The following is a 17741-nucleotide window of genomic DNA, read 5'->3' on the forward strand; positions in this document are numbered from 1 at the left end:
TACTCATCCCTCCTTTACTTTCTCCTCTTTGCTTCCACAAGACAAAATGCAATCGAGCGTCGCATAGAACCGTGCCTCGGCTTTTCCTGCCGTCATCCAATCTTTTTTGTTCTTCAATTGCGATCCTCGCACTGCCGCAGGACCAGCTTCGCCAATCAGTTCTTGAGCGAGCCTCATCAAAACATCGCGCAATTGCGCATACCATCCAGCACGCGCCGCTTCTGCATTTGTCTGAGATCCCAATGCTGAAAACCAAACCCGAAATAAACGATCGATTTCAAAGAATGCTCTAGACTCCGCCGCTTCGCGAACTCCCGACGAGCTTGCGCTATCTCCGCCCGACGCCAAATACAGATTTACCGCAAGATCACCAAGCGTCTTAACAGCCTCTTTCGTCTTTTCAACACACCCACAGGCGAAGTTAACCAGAGGAGCACCTTCGGGCGACAGCAAATAGGAACTCATCTCGAGCTTATCGTCAACCATGGAATGATACGAGGATGATTGGCTGTCGTCGTATTTAAAATCAACGGCATGTACATTCAATAAGTATTCTTTGCTAATAGCCCTTCCTCCATTATTGCTCGAGAGATGCCTCAACCACACTGCGGTACCGGATAGATGGCAAGCCGGATTCTTATTACTGCAATTTTGCGCAAAGATTGCATTCAGTCCACGCCATAGCGCCTTGTCGGAATCAAAATGCATCGGAATCAATTTCGGCGCAGAAGGCTTACTCTTTGAGGTTCCCTCTTTCCAACTAGTCATGTTTTCCACCGTGTAGAGCTCAGCAGCTTCGACGGACAGCAGATCTCCAGCCGACAGCACAACGTTGGTTATCATGCCATCTTCATGAGAAAAGTTGACCCAGCGAGATTGCCATGTATACAGATCGGCCCTCCCGTCGGGAAGGACCCGTGGCTCATGCCCATCGGAAACGCACCTCTGCCTGCGCTCCCAGATAGGGAGATCATTTTCGGGAAAAAGAGAATCGATCTCGTTGCGATACAGTGGTACAAAATTTAGGATTAAGGTCTCTTTTATAGTCGATCCTTCAAAATATAAGCACCCTATGCGGCCCAACCATCCCGTTCCACCTGGATACGACCTACCCTCCTTTTTTATTACGTCAGAGGAGTCTCCCTTCGCAGCATTCTTGGGACCACCGGTATCAAAAGAATGCACATGGATGAGCCAGCGAGCAGCTTCCGCATAAGATAGTCTATTAATTCCCTCGCCCATTCGAACTGAAAAAAGTCGCCTGTTCCGACGGCTCGGCACATCCGCAATGACGCGCTTAAGGTATGGTTCGCCATCCTCGTCTTTGATCGCATCGTTACTCCGTACCAACCCTGCTATCTGCATAAACGGTTCATTATTATCGAGCAAATCAAAACGATGACGCCATTTCTCCAAATAGCTGTGTATCTCTTCGACCGGCAGAGTATCGGCCTCCCATAGTTTGGCCCATACCTCCGCAGGGTCATCGTCTTCATCGAGGCTGGGAGAAAGGGAACGCTGCAATATCGCGAGCAACAGTCTGAGAATCGCAATGTCCTGGGTAGGCAAATCATTCGCCAGGCATTTCAACTCTCCCGCACAAGTAAATAAATCCCAAAGTGAAAGTTCGCGCGAGATTCCCCTCATATCTCGAACGCGAATCCAAGGCTCATCTACCAGGTTAAAATGGACATTCTCACTCACTGCTCAACCTCCTTATGCTCTATTTCAAGCAACCTTAGCCCCAGCTCCCTTGAATAACCGAGATGATATCGCTCCCTTTCGCAATCGACGACCGCAACTCCATTCCGATCAAAAACAAGCGGGAGCTGACCTTTGAGCCATCGAGATTCTTGCCACCCAGATACATTCGTCGCCGATTCAAGGGCGCTGACAATCCCTGCTATCCGCCAAGGCTTGGTAAGAAGAGGTGGAAGAGGCACCGTGCACGTAGCCGCAAGACAGGCCGCACAGTCGTCAGGTGCCGTCGTTCCATCGCCCAACGCTGTATATTTTTCCTCTACTCCCTCCTGCAGCGCCACCCAAGGAAAGACAGATAGGTTCCCAGCATCGCAATGCAGCGCAACCACTTCGAGTGATTCTTGGCTGTCCCGAACGGCGGCACGACCCGTTTCCTCGTCGGATAGGGAAAACCTGTTTCCCAGCCAACCGACGAGGTCAAATACCTTCCCAGGCTTAGTGCGCTCTTTACCCAAAAGCCAATTACTCGCTTTGCTCTCTTGACTCATACGATATTGACGCAGATCATCCTGCGCCCCAAGCAATGCATCACGCCAAGCGTCGTCTTTCAATCCGTCAAGTAGGAAATCGTTCGAACCGGGCTCCAGCCCTTCGTATACCGTCTCCACAAGCCCCGCAATATCATGCGGAAGATTGATTCTAGAACCCCCCGCGCCATCGCATCTAACCTTTAACGCCAAAATCGTCCGAAGCAAAAGTGCAGGATGGTACACAGCTATGATGCCCTTATCGAACTCAGGAGGTTCGACCGACCAATCTTTCGACCCCGTTATGAAACACTGCGCCGTCCTTAGTTTCGCTGAGCGCTCAGACTGTCCTTCGCCACGCTGGTGCCTATGCAAACGTCCCATGCGCTGCAGCAGCAAGTCGATAGGAGCTATATCGGTAATCATAAAATCGAAATCTATGTCGAGCGACTGCTCAATAACCTGAGTACCGACAACAACTAGCGACCGAGGCCGCCTGGACGCATTAGGTCCAAGCAATTTCAGAAGCTCGGCATCGTTGCTCAAGCGATCTGCCGCAATGAAACGAGAGTGCACAAGTCGCACCTCGGCATCCATTGCAGTTTTAAGAAACTCGTATGTTTCTTGAGCCCGCGAAACCGTATCTCGCAAGACGCAAGCACAACCCCCATCGGACAACCTGTCACGCAACGTCGCAAGTAAATCGTCATCCCCGTCCAAAAGAAACGATATCTCGACATCGGTTCCTCGACTCGCAACCTCACAGTCACAATATCTTTCCGAGTCCAAATCGCGCCCACTTACAGTAACGAGAGGGTAAGCGGGCTCCCCCGTCGCCCGACGTGGCGGGTCGATAAGCCTTCTTTTCGAAGGCCTGCCTGTTGACCGCGCATCTTTCCCTCGATACGCACGAATCAACTGCTTGCGCCGTTGCGGCGGCAAAGTAGCCGAGAGCAGCACCGTCGGCACTCTATAAGCGCCGAGCCAAGTCATCACACGATCGAGGTATACGCTCATATAGGCATCGTAGGCATGGACTTCGTCGATAACCACAACCTTCCCAGCCAGCCCTAAATGGCGCAGCTGGACATGCTTCGCTTTCAGTGCGGCCATCAGAAGCTGATCAACCGTACCAACCACGAACGACGCAAGCAGACCACGCTTCCTGCCTCCGAACCATTGATGCGCGATAATACTTTCATCATTGGGATTCTTGCTTCTTTGCTGATTTCGTTCATCGCCCATCCATGTATGATTCCATGTTCTAAGACTAGCGAAATCCTTGTTAAGCGCCGATTTGCTATGAAGCAGCTGCATCGACTGGCGACTGGACCCATCAGCATCAGCCATATGGCTCAACCAGTTTTCGACCCGAGAGAACATCGCATTCGAAGTCGCCATGGTCGGCAGCAAATAGGCGATACCTCCGCTTCCAAACTTCTCTGCAAGAATTTCGGCGCACAGCAGCGATGCTTCCGTCTTGCCGTTACCCATCGGTGCTTCGATGATGATAAGACCAGGATCTTCGAGGCTCTCAGCCGCTTCGACCGCCAAAATCTGTGCGGGCCTTAGTCGCGCAGCTTCAGGAATATTGTCGAACCGCGCATGGAAACGCGCTTCTGCAGGCTCCCCGTGCAAAGATGGAACCCAAGCAGCTGGGAGGGCAAGCCGTTCCCAAGCCTCCCTTGCTCGCGCACGAAAATCAGCCGTAGATGCAATTCCGGAAACTAAAGGAAGCAAGTCGGCATTCGAGGCAATCCAGTCCGACATGATAACAAGAGCAGTAAGCAAAACTTGGGTATGTTGCGGAAGCTCCAACTCTTTGAGTTCTCCCTCATGCCCAAAAGCCCCTGAAAGAACGAATGCGTAATCAAGCAACTCGATCTGAACCGTCGTCCATGTCGATTCGCCCAATACTTCTTTGGGAAGCAGGCTGTCCCTAAGGTTATCGAGAATAGTGCTGCTATCTGGAGGGGCGCCGTGGTGGCCGCCAACCACGCACGAGAAGATATTGGGATGCGACCATGCGCGGTCGAAAAGCCAGTCTTCTAAGATCACCTGTCCCATAAAAGCATGCGATTTGCTATCGATTCCAGCAGGTATCTCAAGACCCGTCTCTCGAACCGATTCGGCCCTGTCAGTTACTTTATATTGGAAAGCCGGTGTAGCTTTGCCGATATCATGGACGCTTGCCATCCAGGCAACGAGCGATTCGGCTGCAGAATCACTCAGATCTTGAGCAATCAGCTTCTTTACAGTGCGAGGAAGCCATTTGCTCCACAAAAGACGAGCGATCTCGCCCGAATCACCCATATGCACATAGAGGGGTTCCCAGAGATGAGACTGTTCTCCCCTTCCCGTTTTAGCCCACAGGCTTCGAGCTTGCGGCGAAAGTCGCTCAGAAACACGCTCAAACTCCTCAGGAAAGAAGCACCTTCTTTCGCAGGAATCATCTTCATCGAGCATACGGCAACGCCTCCCGAAAGCCCATCTTCAACAACATATGCGTCCTTTTCGGTTCCAATCTAGAAACGCGGACTCATGCTTACACACGACAAGCAGAAACGCAAAACCAACTCAACGACACCCCTGTCGTGCATGCGTACTTTGAACAATCGAATCGACTCGGATGATCTCCTACCGCAGGCCGAAGCGCTAGACCACGAATCCGCCGCCACCGTTGTTGTGAATAACGGTATGCATCCCGCTGGAGCTTGCAATCGTCGTCATCGATCCGTTTTCTATGACGTTGTAGAGTTTTCCATGAGGCCCGACAATCGTGGCTGATGGCCCGCTTCCAACTATATTGTAAAGCCGACCATGGGGTCCGACGATCGTATTGCCGGCACGGGTATACATGCCGTCATGCCCGTTCGAACCGCGCACGATCGCGACATTCCCGGACACATTCGTCGTCATCCCACGAGGTCCGACGAATATTCCGGAAGCATTCTCTTTCTTCTTATCGTTGCCGAACAGCATCCCTGTCCTCCATCCCTTCACGACAGGCGAGCCCCACGAGTGCGACATCCGTCCCTTCGCCCCCTTCTCGCCCACAAAGATCCCGCCACTACCCATGGCGTTCGCTGGTACTCGGCGAGCGCCGCAATTTTCCCTTTATTGTCGCAGGATACCTATTCAAGCACTCGAGCCTGTCCATGAATAGGGACAGGTATTCGCTTTTCGTCACGAGATGCCACAGGCGCGATGCCGCGAAACACCGTCCGCAACATCGTTTTCGCCACGAGGCACTCCCCAAGGCACAGCACTGCGAAAATACGCCCGCAGCACAGCATGACTTACTCCTCCAGCAAGGAACGCAGGTAGTCGCGGTACTCCTCGGCAAGGCTCTTCGGCCCCACGATGCGCACCGTCTTGCCCATGGACGCGATCCATCCGAAGAACTGCTGGCTCTTGCAAATCTTCACGCGAACACGCGCCTCGGACTTTCCCGCCTTGAGAAACACCGCGGCCTTGCCGAAGCGGTCGGTCACGATCTCGACCTTGCCTTCATCGACGGCAAGCTCCGCCACAACCTCGGCGCCGTTGAAGCGGCCGAACATGACTCCCTTGGAATCGTTGTGGCGGTAGCGAGCGATTTCGTCATTGCGTGTTGCCGGCGCATCCTCGAGCACGCGCACGCGCGCCATGCGGTCGATGCGGTACTCGGTCAGATTCCCGTGGCTTTCATTCCATGCAGTAAGGTAATAGAAACCGTCATCGTAGGAAACACCCACCGGCGTCACCTCGTGCTTCTTGCCGCCCCTCGTCTCGTACGGCTTGCCGTCCACGCCGATCTTGCGATAGGCGAAATCCATCTTGCAGCGCAGGCGGATGGCCTCATGGACGGCATCGACCGTGGAAAGCGCGCTTTCGATCTTCGACTTGATACGCCCCTCCACGTGAATCCTGCGATCGAGCAGCACCTGCTCGTGGTTGCTCGCAAGCTGTTTGATATTCGTGACGAGCAGCTTCGCCTGGCCGTCCGTGATGGCTCGGCACGACTGGATGGCATCGACCATCAGCATGAGCTCGTCGATCGTGAAATCACGTCGCTCGATGGCGTATTCGACGGGATTGCGCCGATACGTCTTCACGTCTATGTCGAACTCGCGCAGCGCCTTGATGTCGTCGTAGATGCTTTTGCGTTCGGCAGACACGCCGTATTCCGCCAGCTTTTCGATGATCTGCGCCATGGTCAGGCCGTGCGCAGCGTCGGTCTCTTCTTGCAGAATCTTCAAGAGGTATAGGATTTTCACTTTCGCTTTGCTGTTGCAAGCCATGGCACGATGCCTCTCCTGAAAACGCGGCGGATATGCACCGCATCATAGCAGGTAATTCAAGGGCTACCCCACCATCGCACCCACTGAAACGTTACATCTGCCGTCGCAGGCTGGTATAGTGGACTGCATGCTTCCAACTTTTTCGATTCGCCTTCGCAACGGGAGTGATCGTCTTGATCATGCATGACTGGAATGACACGAAGCACGATGCTATTCTCTTGATCCACCCCATGCTTTCCTCGGCGGACGATATGAAGACGTTCATCGCGAACAACCTCGGAAATGAATACCGATATCTCACGCCCGACCTTGCGGCGCACGGCGTTGCGCTCGAAGCAACCTACAGAGGTGCTGCACACGAAGCAGAAGAAATCCACTCGTACTTAACGTCGCACGACGCATCCAACCTGAAGCTCGGTTTCGGAGCCTCGTTGGGAGGCGTCGTCCTTCTGCATCTTTTGAAATACGACGACATCCACTTCGAGTATCTGTTCTTCGAGGGAACGAGCTTCTTCACGAATGCGAAAATGCTCTATCGTATCGTTCTCTCGCAGCTCTTGAAGAAGCATGGGAAAGCCCAAAGCGACCCTGAGCTCTGCAGACGTAAGATGGTCGATGCGTTCGGAGAATCGGCGGCGCCGAAGCTCGCGAAGCATTTCATCGAGATGGACGAAGAAAGCATAAGATGCATCGCCCACGACTGCTCCTTCGTCGAGCTGCCCACGCTTTCGGAGAGTGCGCAGCGAATATGCACGTTCGCATATGGAGACAAAGACTTCGACCGTAAGAAAGCCTTGAAAACCATTCCTCGCGTCTATCCCCATGCAACAACGAAGCTCTGGCCGGGATGCGGGCATTGCGAAAAGCTCTCCAGGGATCCGAAGGGCTATTCGAAAATGCTCGGCGAATTGATTCGGGACTGACGCACGACCTAATATTTCCATTCGAGTTTCAAACGGCTGACGCGTCTCCTGACTCGTCAGTCATCGTCGCATAAACCTCAAGACGTTCCGAAAGCGTCCTTATCGTCAATGAAATACGCCCCCTTTCTGTCGTAAATATGCGCAGATGCACTGTCGAGCCATCACTCAAATCAACATTCTCTGCAATTGGAAACTCTTAGAATTGATAGAATTCTGCATGCTAATTCCAGTCCTCTACCTTAGGAAAGAGGAGGTGCCCCAATGAGTTTTCTCGACATATTCAAGAAGAACGGCGATGGCGATCATGAAGTTGAGCCTCAAACCGAAATGGCTAAAACAGACGAAGCCACGTTATCTGTTGCCAAGAACGATGATCTCACTCTTGCCGAAAGGAGGGCAGCCCACAAGATTTCCCATACCTTAAACAACGATATGGCTGGATTTATCGATCGACTCATTCCCTTGGCTGCAGCTGGTGCAGACGCTGCAGGACAGTACGATATGGCAATAGTGACCTTTCCGAAAGGAGCGGGATGGAAAGATCTTTGCGTTCGAAAATGCGACGGGCGCAATCTTCTTTCGATCCAGCAAAACGGCAAATTCACAAGCATGGCCGGAATACAGAAAGCTGGCTTGCAACCTACCGCGATCGCCAATCTTGCAATGCAGGGTGCAGCCGTCGCTGTAGGCGCAGCATATATGGCTCAAATATCGGAACAACTCGAAGGAATCGAAAGCGGAATTGAGGCGATAACGCGCGAGCTTCAACGAGAACGCAACGCTAAGCTTCAGAGTTCCTTTGATATGCTTAAAAGATACTCAAATCGATTCGAAGAATACGCGTCCAGCCCAGAGAAGAAACAAGCTGCCCTAAACGGAATCGAGCAGTCATTGAAGGACGCTACCACGCTCTGGCATTTTCAGATTGATTCAATGAATGATCTCTACCTCGAAATACGAGAACGGAAGAAGGCTAGCCAAGAGGACGTGCTCAAATATTTCGACAAGCTATGCGAAATGGAAAACCGCTCTGCAGCAGCATTCCAACTTATTGCCTTGGTTGGCCAACTTGAAATGCGCTACGACGATGACTTCTCTGAGAAGAGGATCGACTCTGAAAAGGAAGACCTCCGGTGTTTGACCGATACGTTTAGCGATGCAAGAGACAAAGCTCATATGATATTAGAGGAGAAGGCAAGGAATGTCGGAGGTTCACCTATCGCGCTTGCAGAACCTACCCAAGCATCACGCGAAGGCGCTGGCGTTGTCCGCGGACTACTTGATAATGCCGGATCAAACCTTGCCAGAGTCAATCCCGTCAGGATGATGGAAGCTGGAAAGGCTAGCCTCGAAAACCGAAGGCATAGGCTCGTTGAGCAAATCACGGTAGACAACCCGGTACGTAAAGTTTCCGAACGACAGCACAACGCCTTAGATGAAGTCAACTTTATGTACAACCATATAGATTCGATGATATTCAAAGGCAGCGAAATAATCTTCCTCGAGACTCGCTCTGAAGAGGAAGGTCACCTCGGCTCTAACCCAGAAAATCAAAATGACGTTTCACGACATAATGATTAGACAATTGACATGAAAAAGCTCTGCAATGATGCGGTGCGTCTTTATTCATGAACGGCATCCGCGCGAAAGAGGGCTCTTCCCAACCCGGAATCTCGACCCTCTTCTGTTGACAAACCTATTGACAGGGGATTACTTTTTTGCTGCGATCGTCGCCAAATGCAATCGAGATGCAATTCTTCTCGCAGCTCTCCAAGCCAATGAAAGAATGACGATGGACTCTACCGATGATAAAACTCGTCAATTGAAAAAGCGTTTTCGTCATAGCATTCGGCTCAGGATGGCGATCGTCATCGGCACAATCATCGCCGTCGTCATGATTGCAGATGCATTTCTGAGCACGGCGATACAGCAACGACAGGCAGAGAACGAGGCTTTAGAAAAGGCTCAGGTTCTCGCCGAAGAAATGCGCGCAACTTGGGATTTTGTAGACAATAATCAAGACCAGATAAACCGCAACGATGATGGAACGTTTAGAAGCAAAGCACTCGTATGCGTGGTTGCAGCAAAATCCGTCAGTACTCTTTTTACGGAAAATACCGACTATGTCATACATTTTGTTCAAGAATCACCGCGCCTCAAACGATCGACTCCTGATGAATTCGAGCAGACAGCCTTCGATGCCTTTGCTGAAGATCCTGATCGTAAGGCATATTATGGCGTTGTAACCGATAAGATATCTGGAGAGCGTATGTTTCGCTATGCCGAACCGCTCTACGTGACTCAAACGTGTCTTGAATGCCATGGCGAACCCGCTGGCGAACTCGATCAATTCGGATTCGAAAAAGAAGGCATGCAGCTCGGCGATGTCGGTGGAATAATGTCCATCATCGAACCCATGCAGATCTATTCTCAAGGTATTTTCCTTTCATCAATCCAGCAAGTGATAATCCTGCTGATTATGGTTACGTTCGTCAGCCTCGGCATGTACATAGCGATTACGAAATTCGTGCTTCGGCCGATCGACGATCTCGACCAAGCTGCAGAACGAATCAGTCAAGGCAACTTCGAATACCGATTGCCAAGAATCAAGAAATCGCGCCAAAAGGTATCCGAAGAATCCGATATTCCTGCCGACGAGATAGAAGACTTCACGCGCAGCTTCGACAATATGGCTCGACAACTTCAACGGCTTTACTGCAATCTGTCGGAAGAGGTCGAAAACCAAACATGCGAACTCCAGAAGCTCAATGAAAAACTCGCACACCAAAGCGACGAGCTGAAACACGCTTACGATAAGTTAAGCGAAGAATCAGCTTATAAAAATGAGTTCTTTGCAATCGTCAGCCACGAGTTGCGCACTCCTTTAACGTCTGTCATGGCCTATGCGCGTCGTCTTAAGAATTCTGAAGGGATTTGCGAGCGCGACCTGGATTCAGTAATTCAAATTGAGACAAGTGCAAACGTGCTGCTCAATTTAGTAAACAATATCCTCACGCTGTCCAAAGCCGAAGCGGGAAAGAACACGCTCGAGCTTGGACCTATCGACTTCGTTGAGCTTCTGAAATTTGTTGAAAAAACCCTGCGTCCCCTTGCCGCAAACAAAAACATTGAACTCGTCTCTCATGCAGATGCAAACGTTCCCATTGCAATGGCCGATTGGGAAAAGATGCGTCGCGTCATCGACAATCTGGCAGACAATGCCATCAAATACACCCATGAAGGCGGGTCTGTCGATGTCCATGCTTGGCTGGACGAAAACGAGAATGAAATCGTGATTGACGTTGTCGATAACGGTATTGGCATTGACCCTAAAGATCAGGATAGTATTTTCGAAGCATATGAACAGGCTCGAAGAATGCCAGTCAGTCATCACATCAGGGGAACAGGATTGGGACTCGCCGTGGTTAAAGAACTCGTTCGGCTCCATGAGGGCAGCGTTTCCGTACAATCGACGCCAAAGCAAGGCAGCACATTTACGGTAAGAATACCGACCATTGCTGCAGTTTCGCGCGATATCGATGACGAAGAGGAGTTCTAGCTATGACGACCATCATGCTTGTGGACGACGAGGCTAGCATACGCAAATTAGTGGAAGACCTTGTCACTGATGAAGACCTTGAATTTCGTTATGAAGCGAATGGGGCAGATGCGCTTAAATCGGTAGCCGCAATACCACCCGATTTGATAATCCTTGACGTGATGATGCCCAAAATGGACGGTTTCTCAACATGCAGGAAGATACGAGAAATGGGCGCCACGATGCCTATAGTGTTTCTTTCGGCAAAAAGTGATATCGTAGATAAATGCGCTGGATTTGCAGCGGGCGGCGACGACTATATGACCAAGCCCTTCGATGCGCGAGAACTCATGTTGCATGTGGATGCTCATCTCAGAAGAGCGGCAATGATAAAATCCGCGGTCGAATCAGAGGGCAAATCAAAAAATAGCGTGATCACCGTCGGTCGACTGTCCCTTGACAACGAGCAGCACCGATTCACCAAAGATGGAAGTCATATAAAACTTACCCGAAAGGAATTTTCAATCATTCGAACCCTTATGGAGCATCCAGGAGTGGTTTTTTCAAAAAACCAGCTCACTGAAGCAGGCTGGGGCAAGGAGTTCGTGGGCGAAACCACAACGATTACCGTCTTTATGAAAAAACTTCGTTCCAAGGTAGAGGATGACCCGACGGATCCTCGTATCATCGAGACCGTCTGGGGTGTGGGATATCGATTGGATGCCGACGCCTGCGAAGAGCATCACCTGTAAATCAAGGCTATCCGAATCGTCCTACGACCGATTTCGCAGGTTGAGGCATTCTTCGAGAACGCACGCATCTCGATCGACAACCCAATCTGCAAGCCTTACGAGCTGAGCATAAAACTCAGTGCCTTCAGATGATGCCTCAAGTCCAGCCGCATACAATCCGATCCATCGCAAAAGATGATCTTTGATGAATCGACTTTGCTTTCGAAGCAAGCGTTCTCCCTCGACCGTATTTTCCGCATCGAAAGCAGCTCGTGTTTTCCCGGCAAGCACCGCCATGAATGATAGCTCTGTTGCAATATGATCATCGGGCTCATGAGGATATCCTGCGGAAACATAGCCTTCCGAACGAAAGAAACCGCGCACATCAAGCGTCGTTTTTTGAAACACCAAGTGTTCCTTGGTGTCGAAAGATGATTCCCACGGCGAAGCTGGAAGCTTGTCAGGACCAATCAGCGTCCTTGTAAACTGAAGTCGTAAAACCTCTATGGCATCGGGCCTATCAACCATAGACGAAAGCGCACCACATGCTTTATTCGCGCGATCGTCATTGAAGAACTCCTCGAAAGCCCAAAGCAACTCGGAAGAAGAAGCCACCGCACAGAATGTCTCATCTGGTTCTTTTGCTAATCCCCGAGAAACGAAGGAATAGAGGAATTCCCGCAGTTTCTGCAAGGAGACAACCGATTCCAAACATACCTCCACGTGATCCTCCCGCCAAAACAATCGTTGACCCTCCCGTCTGATGGCAAGGGTCAACGATGCGAATGAAAGATGAATGACACCTCTCCGTACTCTACAGAGTAATCTGACGACACTCTGTTTCAAGCGCCGCCTTTCGTGGGGCGATACGCAGAGAGGGCATCGTCTGGGATGATTCCGGCAGAACGGCAATCCGGTCTACTGCATCGGGATGCGCTGCTGTTATCCGGTCTATTGGACCAAACTCGAGAGCACGCATGATGCACGAAGAAACGCATGCTGGCTGTTCTCCTTTTGCGCGCAGGATAATGCAGGAATCGCATTTACGCGATATGCTCAATCCATCGTCGAATTTCGGTACGCCATAGGGACATGCGTTTATGCACATCTGACACCCTATACACATCTCGTCATCATGCTGAGTGGTTCCATCCTCTTCGTCTATGTACATAGCGCCGACCGGACAAACCGCCACACAAGCCGGATTAGCGCAGTTATTGCACGTCATGGAAAGATGAAACGTTCGAGCATTTGGGAATACACCCGTCTCATAGCTCTTTACTTCTCGAAACAACATACCTACGTCAAGGTTGTTTTTATCCTTGCAGGCGATCTGACACGTCCGGCATCCTATGCATGCTTGCTGATCGAAATAAAACCCCATAGGATTCTCGTTGACCAGCACTCCTTTTTTAGCTGCAGTGGAATCGGCCATCGTTACTCACCATCCTTTAACGGAACACGAGCAGGTTCATCCACGTCAACACCCAGCTGTGTTCCGGCATATTTCTCAACATTGCAAATTACGCTATTGAATCCTGATATTCCCATGGCGTTCGGGACCTGTCCCCCCAGATAATTATCGGCACCAGCATGGTCGATTCCAGTTTCTTCATCTACATTTACCCACGCTCCATGCGGCAGAGCGACCACCCCGGGACGAAGACGCTCGGTAAGGGTCGCCCTTCGAATGCTTTGCCCAAAAGCCGTCGTCATGAGAACGGTGTCGCCATCTTCAATAGCGAGCCCTTGAGCATCGCCAGCATTCAGAAAGACGGGGTTCACCCATGCTTCACGCAGCCAACCGACATTATCGAACACACTATGCGCACGACGCAGATAATGCGGGGTGATCATCTGGAATGGATAGTCGCCTTTGGTTTGCGAACTCCAGTCCGAAAAAGTGTCCTCATAACCATTTTCGACATGCCGATACGTCGGAATGGGATCGATAACGCTCCAACCCATCTGATTGCATGCGTCCGCAAGTTGTTGGCAATATATCTCAAGCTTGCCTGAAGGGGTATCCAGCGGATTCGCCCCGGGATCGTTTCGAAAATCTTCGAATGCTATATATCCGTAATTGTCGCCTTGCTCACGTTTAACCTGATATACGCCACGATCCTTAAACTCGTGATAGGAGAGCTTGCCATCAACCGGATCGCCTTTTGCACCCATGGTTTCGATATCCTCTGCAGTGAGGGCAACGGCAGGCACAGATGTTTTGCCATCTGAGTCAATGACCGTCATTGAGGAGAGCGTATTGTAGAGCATCTGCCCGCTACTGAGCGGCATCAGCTCCTTTTCATCCAAACCAAGCCGCTTTCCGACTTCAAAGGCAATTTCAGCATCTGACCTGCATTCAAAAAGAGGATCGACTACCTTGGTGTAATGAACGAGCATCTCTCGATTCGAAGAATGAACGAGCGTGCCTCCAGTAAAGCCCCAGTCTTTCTCCCACTCAGTAACGACAGGCAGAACGATATCGGAATAGCGAACGTTGGTGGTGTAGAACTGACCATGCGAAACCACCATGTCAACCTTGCGATGCGCCTCAATACCTTTCTTGATGCCATCAGAGGTCTGCAAATCGGCGCCAGAGGGGTGATATATGACATGAATATCGATATCACGTTTTTCGCCAGGCTGATACTGCAGAGGACTTGCAAAATGACCTGATCCCGTCCAGGTATACGTTCCGTCGATGATTGCATCGTAGATTTCGTTAGCGTTAATGGCGTCATCAACCGGATTGGGAATATCTTCGAGACCGTTTATACCAGCATTAATGAGGGCATCGCCCCCATTGCCTGAAGTAGCATGCATCGTGGATCCGGTCATGTGCCCGCTTTTGCCCATATGACCGCCCATAGTGCCTATGGTCATGACCAGCTGCGGAAGATTCTGAACGTTATGAACGCGCCCTGAAGCCATGCCACACATGAACGCAACCTTATTGCTTTTTCCCATGAGCCTTGCAAGTTCATATATTTTGTCTGCCGCAATCCCGCAAATCTGTTCGGCCCATTCAGGAGTCTTCGGCTCGCCATCGGTTTTTCCTTCGATATAATCGCGGAAATTCATTTTTGACGTAGCGTCGGAAGGCATATGCTTTGCATCGAAGCCTACTGTGCAACGATCAAGAAAATCCCAATCGATCAGGTCCATCTCTTCGTCCTGCTCGAGCATTGCGTAAGCAACAGCCAGAAGGAGCGCTGTGTCGGTAGCAGGGCGAATCGGAAACCATTCCGCATCGAGAAGAGAATACGTATCGTTGTAAAAAGGATCTATGCAATAGAATTGCGCACCCGATTTCTTTGCCTGCCAATAATTCCAGGTCTGACTGCCCATGGAGCTCCAAGCAGGATTCATGGACATCATGATGACGGTTTCGCATTTGCGTAGGTCATAGCGATCATTGACAGTCTGATCCCACTTTCCGCCATGATGAAAACCGCACATGAAAGGTGTCTTCCCCCACGCGCCGAAAGAATTGGTATCCCAACGTTCGCAGTAACCGCCGAATAAGCCGAGAGTACGAGACATTTCAGATCCAGCGCTATTCCAACCGCCCGAAACGAGAATGGACCTATTGCCATAATCCGTTTTCGCCCGCTTGAGACCATCAGCGACATAATCCAGCGCTTCATCCCAAGAAATGCGCTCCCACTCGTCAATCCCACGCAATTCGCCATGAGAATCATCCGGACTCCAATGAACGCGCTTCATGGGATACTTCAAGCGATCTTCTGAAAAGATCTGCTTACGTTGAGCACGCCCACGAAGGCATCCACGTTGTTGGGGCCAATCAGGAGAATCCTCATGGGTGTCATCGGTCTTCTGGCGAATGACCACACCATCTTTAACCAAAACCTTGTTCAAGCAACGACCGCCACAGTTATGCCAGCAAGCGGCGGTAACCCAAATCCCCTCATCTTCTCCATCAGAAGCTTCTTGCGTTGTCGACTCGTCACTTCCCCGCGAACAGGAAACGAGAGATGAGCCGGCAGCCAGGGCTGCCGTGGCGGCACCGATCTTCATAAAATTACGTCTGCTTACATCGTATAGATTTCGAGACCTGTCGATGATGTCCGTCATTTGTTCCCCCTATCAAACCTAACGAACACAGCATCTACAAGCTATCAACGGAAATATGCAATTTCAATTGAAAAAGGAGTCCAACTTTATTCAAACTTTATATATTTATCCAGCGTTGCGTTAAGTGCCCCGAAGTTAATGAAAAAGCGCCTAGAGAACAGCATGCTCATGGAATGCAGAATCATGCCCTGGAAAATCCTCCAGGCCACGACACGAGTACAACCGTTATCAAGCAATGCGAGATGCCGCCGCGTCGCTCCGATCGGCCGACACCTCGGCACACCAACCCTTCTCGCCGCAGCTCGGACATATGAGCTTACGCGCCTTCGGCGTGTGCGCCAACGTGAAGAAGCTCTTCAACGGGGGTTGGAACACCGCATGACAGCGCGGGCAGACATACCGCGAATCCTGATGATACGCTCGAACCAGCTCAGAGCAGATCATCACGACAAGCACCATCGAGCAGATGAACGGTAGCCACTGCCCTGTCACGATGCCGTAGACAAGCGTGCCTATCTCGACGATATCGACCACGATGCCCTCGACGATCATGCGACGCTTGGTCTTGCTGAGCTTCGATTTCCTGCTTTCCATGATGGATTCCATGCTCATGACGACGTCCTTCGGAAGACGGCCATTTTTTCGGATTCCCGCTATGGCCGCGCGCACGCCTTCCAGCATGCTCCGACGTTCGCCGAGCTCGGCATCCAGCAACTTCTCCTGTTCCTCAAGCACACACAACAACGCAGCGTTGTCTTCGGGATTCTCGAGAATGCCCTGGATGGCCCGCAGGCTCAATCCCAGAGCCTTCAGCAGGCAGACCATGCGCATGCGATCAAGCGAAGCGTCATCGTACAGACGCCTGCCCCCTTCGGTGCGCTCGGTTGGACGAACGAGGCCCTTCTCGTCATAGTACTGCACGGTCCGCACGGACACGCCGCATTTCTCGGCGATCTCTCCGGTGGTGAAGAGCTTCTCTTCCTCTTCATTCAGCATGGATATCACCTCCTTCATGGATCAGGAAAGCGCATCACGCTGCGTGACGAGCAAGCATTGTTTTGAATATGTTTGAAACATCCATGGCGAACCTGGAACACTTGAACGACGGGCATTGCAAATGCAAACAACAACCGAGTCGTTCTTGCGCTGCGTCCTACCGCTCCATATGCTCCACCGTCGAGCAGCGCCGGCCTAGTCCTCGTCCTGTTGGGCTTCGCCCATGACGCCTATCGCCTCGGAAAGCATGGTGTGTGCGGCTTCGCGCACGGGATGTCCCTCTGAAATGCCCGCGACCGCGGCGCCGTCCACCACGGCGGCCACGATACGCGGATTCACCTTCGACAGACCGGCGCACCGCAGAATGCGCGATATCGCATCGTCCAACCGCTCGCGTCCACGTCTGTACGCCGTGGTGACCACGCTGGATTCCGCCGCGGTCATCAACTGCTCGTAATGGGCGACAGGCACTACCAAATCTTCCGGCAGGCATGCCTGCAGCAGCAGCTCGACCACCTGGGCACGCGCTTCCTCGCGCGTCAGATCCTCGGCCGCATCGGCTGCCTTCTCTGCGCGCCGCGCCCACATGCGCACATTGTATTCGGCCGCTTCGCGCAGCAGATCATCGATGGAATCGAAGTAATATCCGACCGACGACGACGCCGCGCCCGCCTTTCCGGCCACGTGCCGATACGTCACCGACGACGGACCTTGCTCGCGCAAGATGATCGCCGCTGCCACCACCAATGACGATCGTGTCAACTGAGCTTTCACCGTCCGATGCTTGCCTGCCACGACCGCCGCCCCTCTCCAAGGTCGCCCACTTCCGGGCACGTTCTGAATAATTGCCTATTGTACCTGTTCAAGCAATAACTATAGTGCTCAAATGCACTGAAGGAAACGATGCATGAACGCCATGGATTTTAAAGCAGGGATACGCAGAT

13 protein-coding genes are annotated in these 17741 nt (G+C 51.6%); 4 read left to right on the top strand and 9 right to left on the bottom strand.

Going from position 1 to position 17741, the window contains the following annotated elements; genetic code table 11:
- Window positions 1-3: 3 nt before the first annotated feature.
- The 4 genes from casA to HMPREF0762_RS02000 all read right to left on the bottom strand — a co-directional run bounded on the left by casA (window position 4) and on the right by HMPREF0762_RS02000 (window position 6511).
- Window positions 4-1704 carry a type I-E CRISPR-associated protein Cse1/CasA gene (gene casA, locus HMPREF0762_RS01985; RefSeq protein WP_040618813.1) on the bottom strand — a complete coding sequence of 567 codons (1701 nt, stop codon included), beginning with the start codon at window positions 1702-1704 and terminating at the stop codon, window positions 4-6.
- Window positions 1701-4694 carry a CRISPR-associated helicase/endonuclease Cas3 gene (locus HMPREF0762_RS01990; protein WP_050759669.1) on the bottom strand — a complete coding sequence of 998 codons (2994 nt, stop codon included), beginning with the start codon at window positions 4692-4694 and terminating at the stop codon, window positions 1701-1703. Before HMPREF0762_RS01990 ends, casA begins: the two co-directional genes overlap by 4 nt.
- 189 nt (window positions 4695-4883) lie before the next feature.
- Window positions 4884-5210, bottom strand: coding sequence for a hypothetical protein (locus HMPREF0762_RS01995; RefSeq protein WP_040618815.1), 327 nt, complete (start codon window positions 5208-5210; stop codon window positions 4884-4886).
- A gap of 317 nt (window positions 5211-5527) precedes the next feature.
- Window positions 5528-6511: a helix-turn-helix transcriptional regulator gene (locus tag HMPREF0762_RS02000; RefSeq protein WP_006361707.1), complete on the bottom strand. Its 984-nt coding sequence runs from the start codon at window positions 6509-6511 to the stop codon at window positions 5528-5530.
- Window positions 6512-6762: 251 nt separating this feature from the next.
- Here HMPREF0762_RS02000 and HMPREF0762_RS02005 point away from each other — a divergent pair, with 251 nt between their 5' ends.
- From HMPREF0762_RS02005 to HMPREF0762_RS02020, 4 genes are all read left to right on the top strand, one after another.
- Window positions 6763-7434, top strand: coding sequence for an alpha/beta hydrolase (locus HMPREF0762_RS02005; RefSeq protein WP_211204454.1), 672 nt, complete (start codon window positions 6763-6765; stop codon window positions 7432-7434).
- Between the two features lie 261 nt (window positions 7435-7695).
- Window positions 7696-9015 (top strand): hypothetical protein, encoded by a 1320-nt coding sequence (locus HMPREF0762_RS02010; RefSeq protein WP_006361709.1) that lies wholly within the window; start codon window positions 7696-7698, stop codon window positions 9013-9015.
- Between the two features lie 211 nt (window positions 9016-9226).
- Complete coding sequence (locus HMPREF0762_RS02015; protein WP_115314269.1) at window positions 9227-10993, top strand: ATP-binding protein; 1767 nt, start codon at window positions 9227-9229, stop codon at window positions 10991-10993.
- Between the two features lie 2 nt (window positions 10994-10995).
- Window positions 10996-11724 (top strand): response regulator transcription factor, encoded by a 729-nt coding sequence (locus HMPREF0762_RS02020; protein ID WP_006361711.1) that lies wholly within the window; start codon window positions 10996-10998, stop codon window positions 11722-11724.
- A 21-nt stretch (window positions 11725-11745) separates the two neighbouring features.
- On the opposite strand, the gene HMPREF0762_RS09065 is transcribed toward HMPREF0762_RS02020, so the two are convergent.
- From HMPREF0762_RS09065 to HMPREF0762_RS02040, 5 genes are all read right to left on the bottom strand, one after another.
- Window positions 11746-12414: a TorD/DmsD family molecular chaperone gene (locus tag HMPREF0762_RS09065; protein ID WP_147286820.1), complete on the bottom strand. Its 669-nt coding sequence runs from the start codon at window positions 12412-12414 to the stop codon at window positions 11746-11748.
- Window positions 12415-12517: 103 nt separating this feature from the next.
- Window positions 12518-13138, bottom strand: coding sequence for a 4Fe-4S dicluster domain-containing protein (locus tag HMPREF0762_RS09070; RefSeq protein WP_006361713.1), 621 nt, complete (start codon window positions 13136-13138; stop codon window positions 12518-12520).
- A 2-nt stretch (window positions 13139-13140) separates the two neighbouring features.
- Window positions 13141-15801: a molybdopterin-dependent oxidoreductase gene (locus HMPREF0762_RS02030; protein ID WP_050759670.1), complete on the bottom strand. Its 2661-nt coding sequence runs from the start codon at window positions 15799-15801 to the stop codon at window positions 13141-13143.
- Window positions 15802-16029: 228 nt separating this feature from the next.
- Window positions 16030-16797, bottom strand: a complete 768-nt coding sequence (locus tag HMPREF0762_RS02035) for a MerR family transcriptional regulator (protein ID WP_040618817.1) — start codon at window positions 16795-16797, stop codon at window positions 16030-16032.
- 195 nt (window positions 16798-16992) lie between these two features.
- Entirely contained in the window at window positions 16993-17592 is a 600-nt protein-coding gene (locus tag HMPREF0762_RS02040) for a TetR/AcrR family transcriptional regulator (RefSeq protein WP_040618820.1), read from the bottom strand.
- Window positions 17593-17741 lie beyond the last annotated feature (149 nt).

The sequence above is a fragment of the Slackia exigua ATCC 700122 genome (assembly GCF_000162875.1).
In the GTDB taxonomy this organism is placed as follows: Bacteria; Actinomycetota; Coriobacteriia; order Coriobacteriales; family Eggerthellaceae; genus Slackia; species Slackia exigua.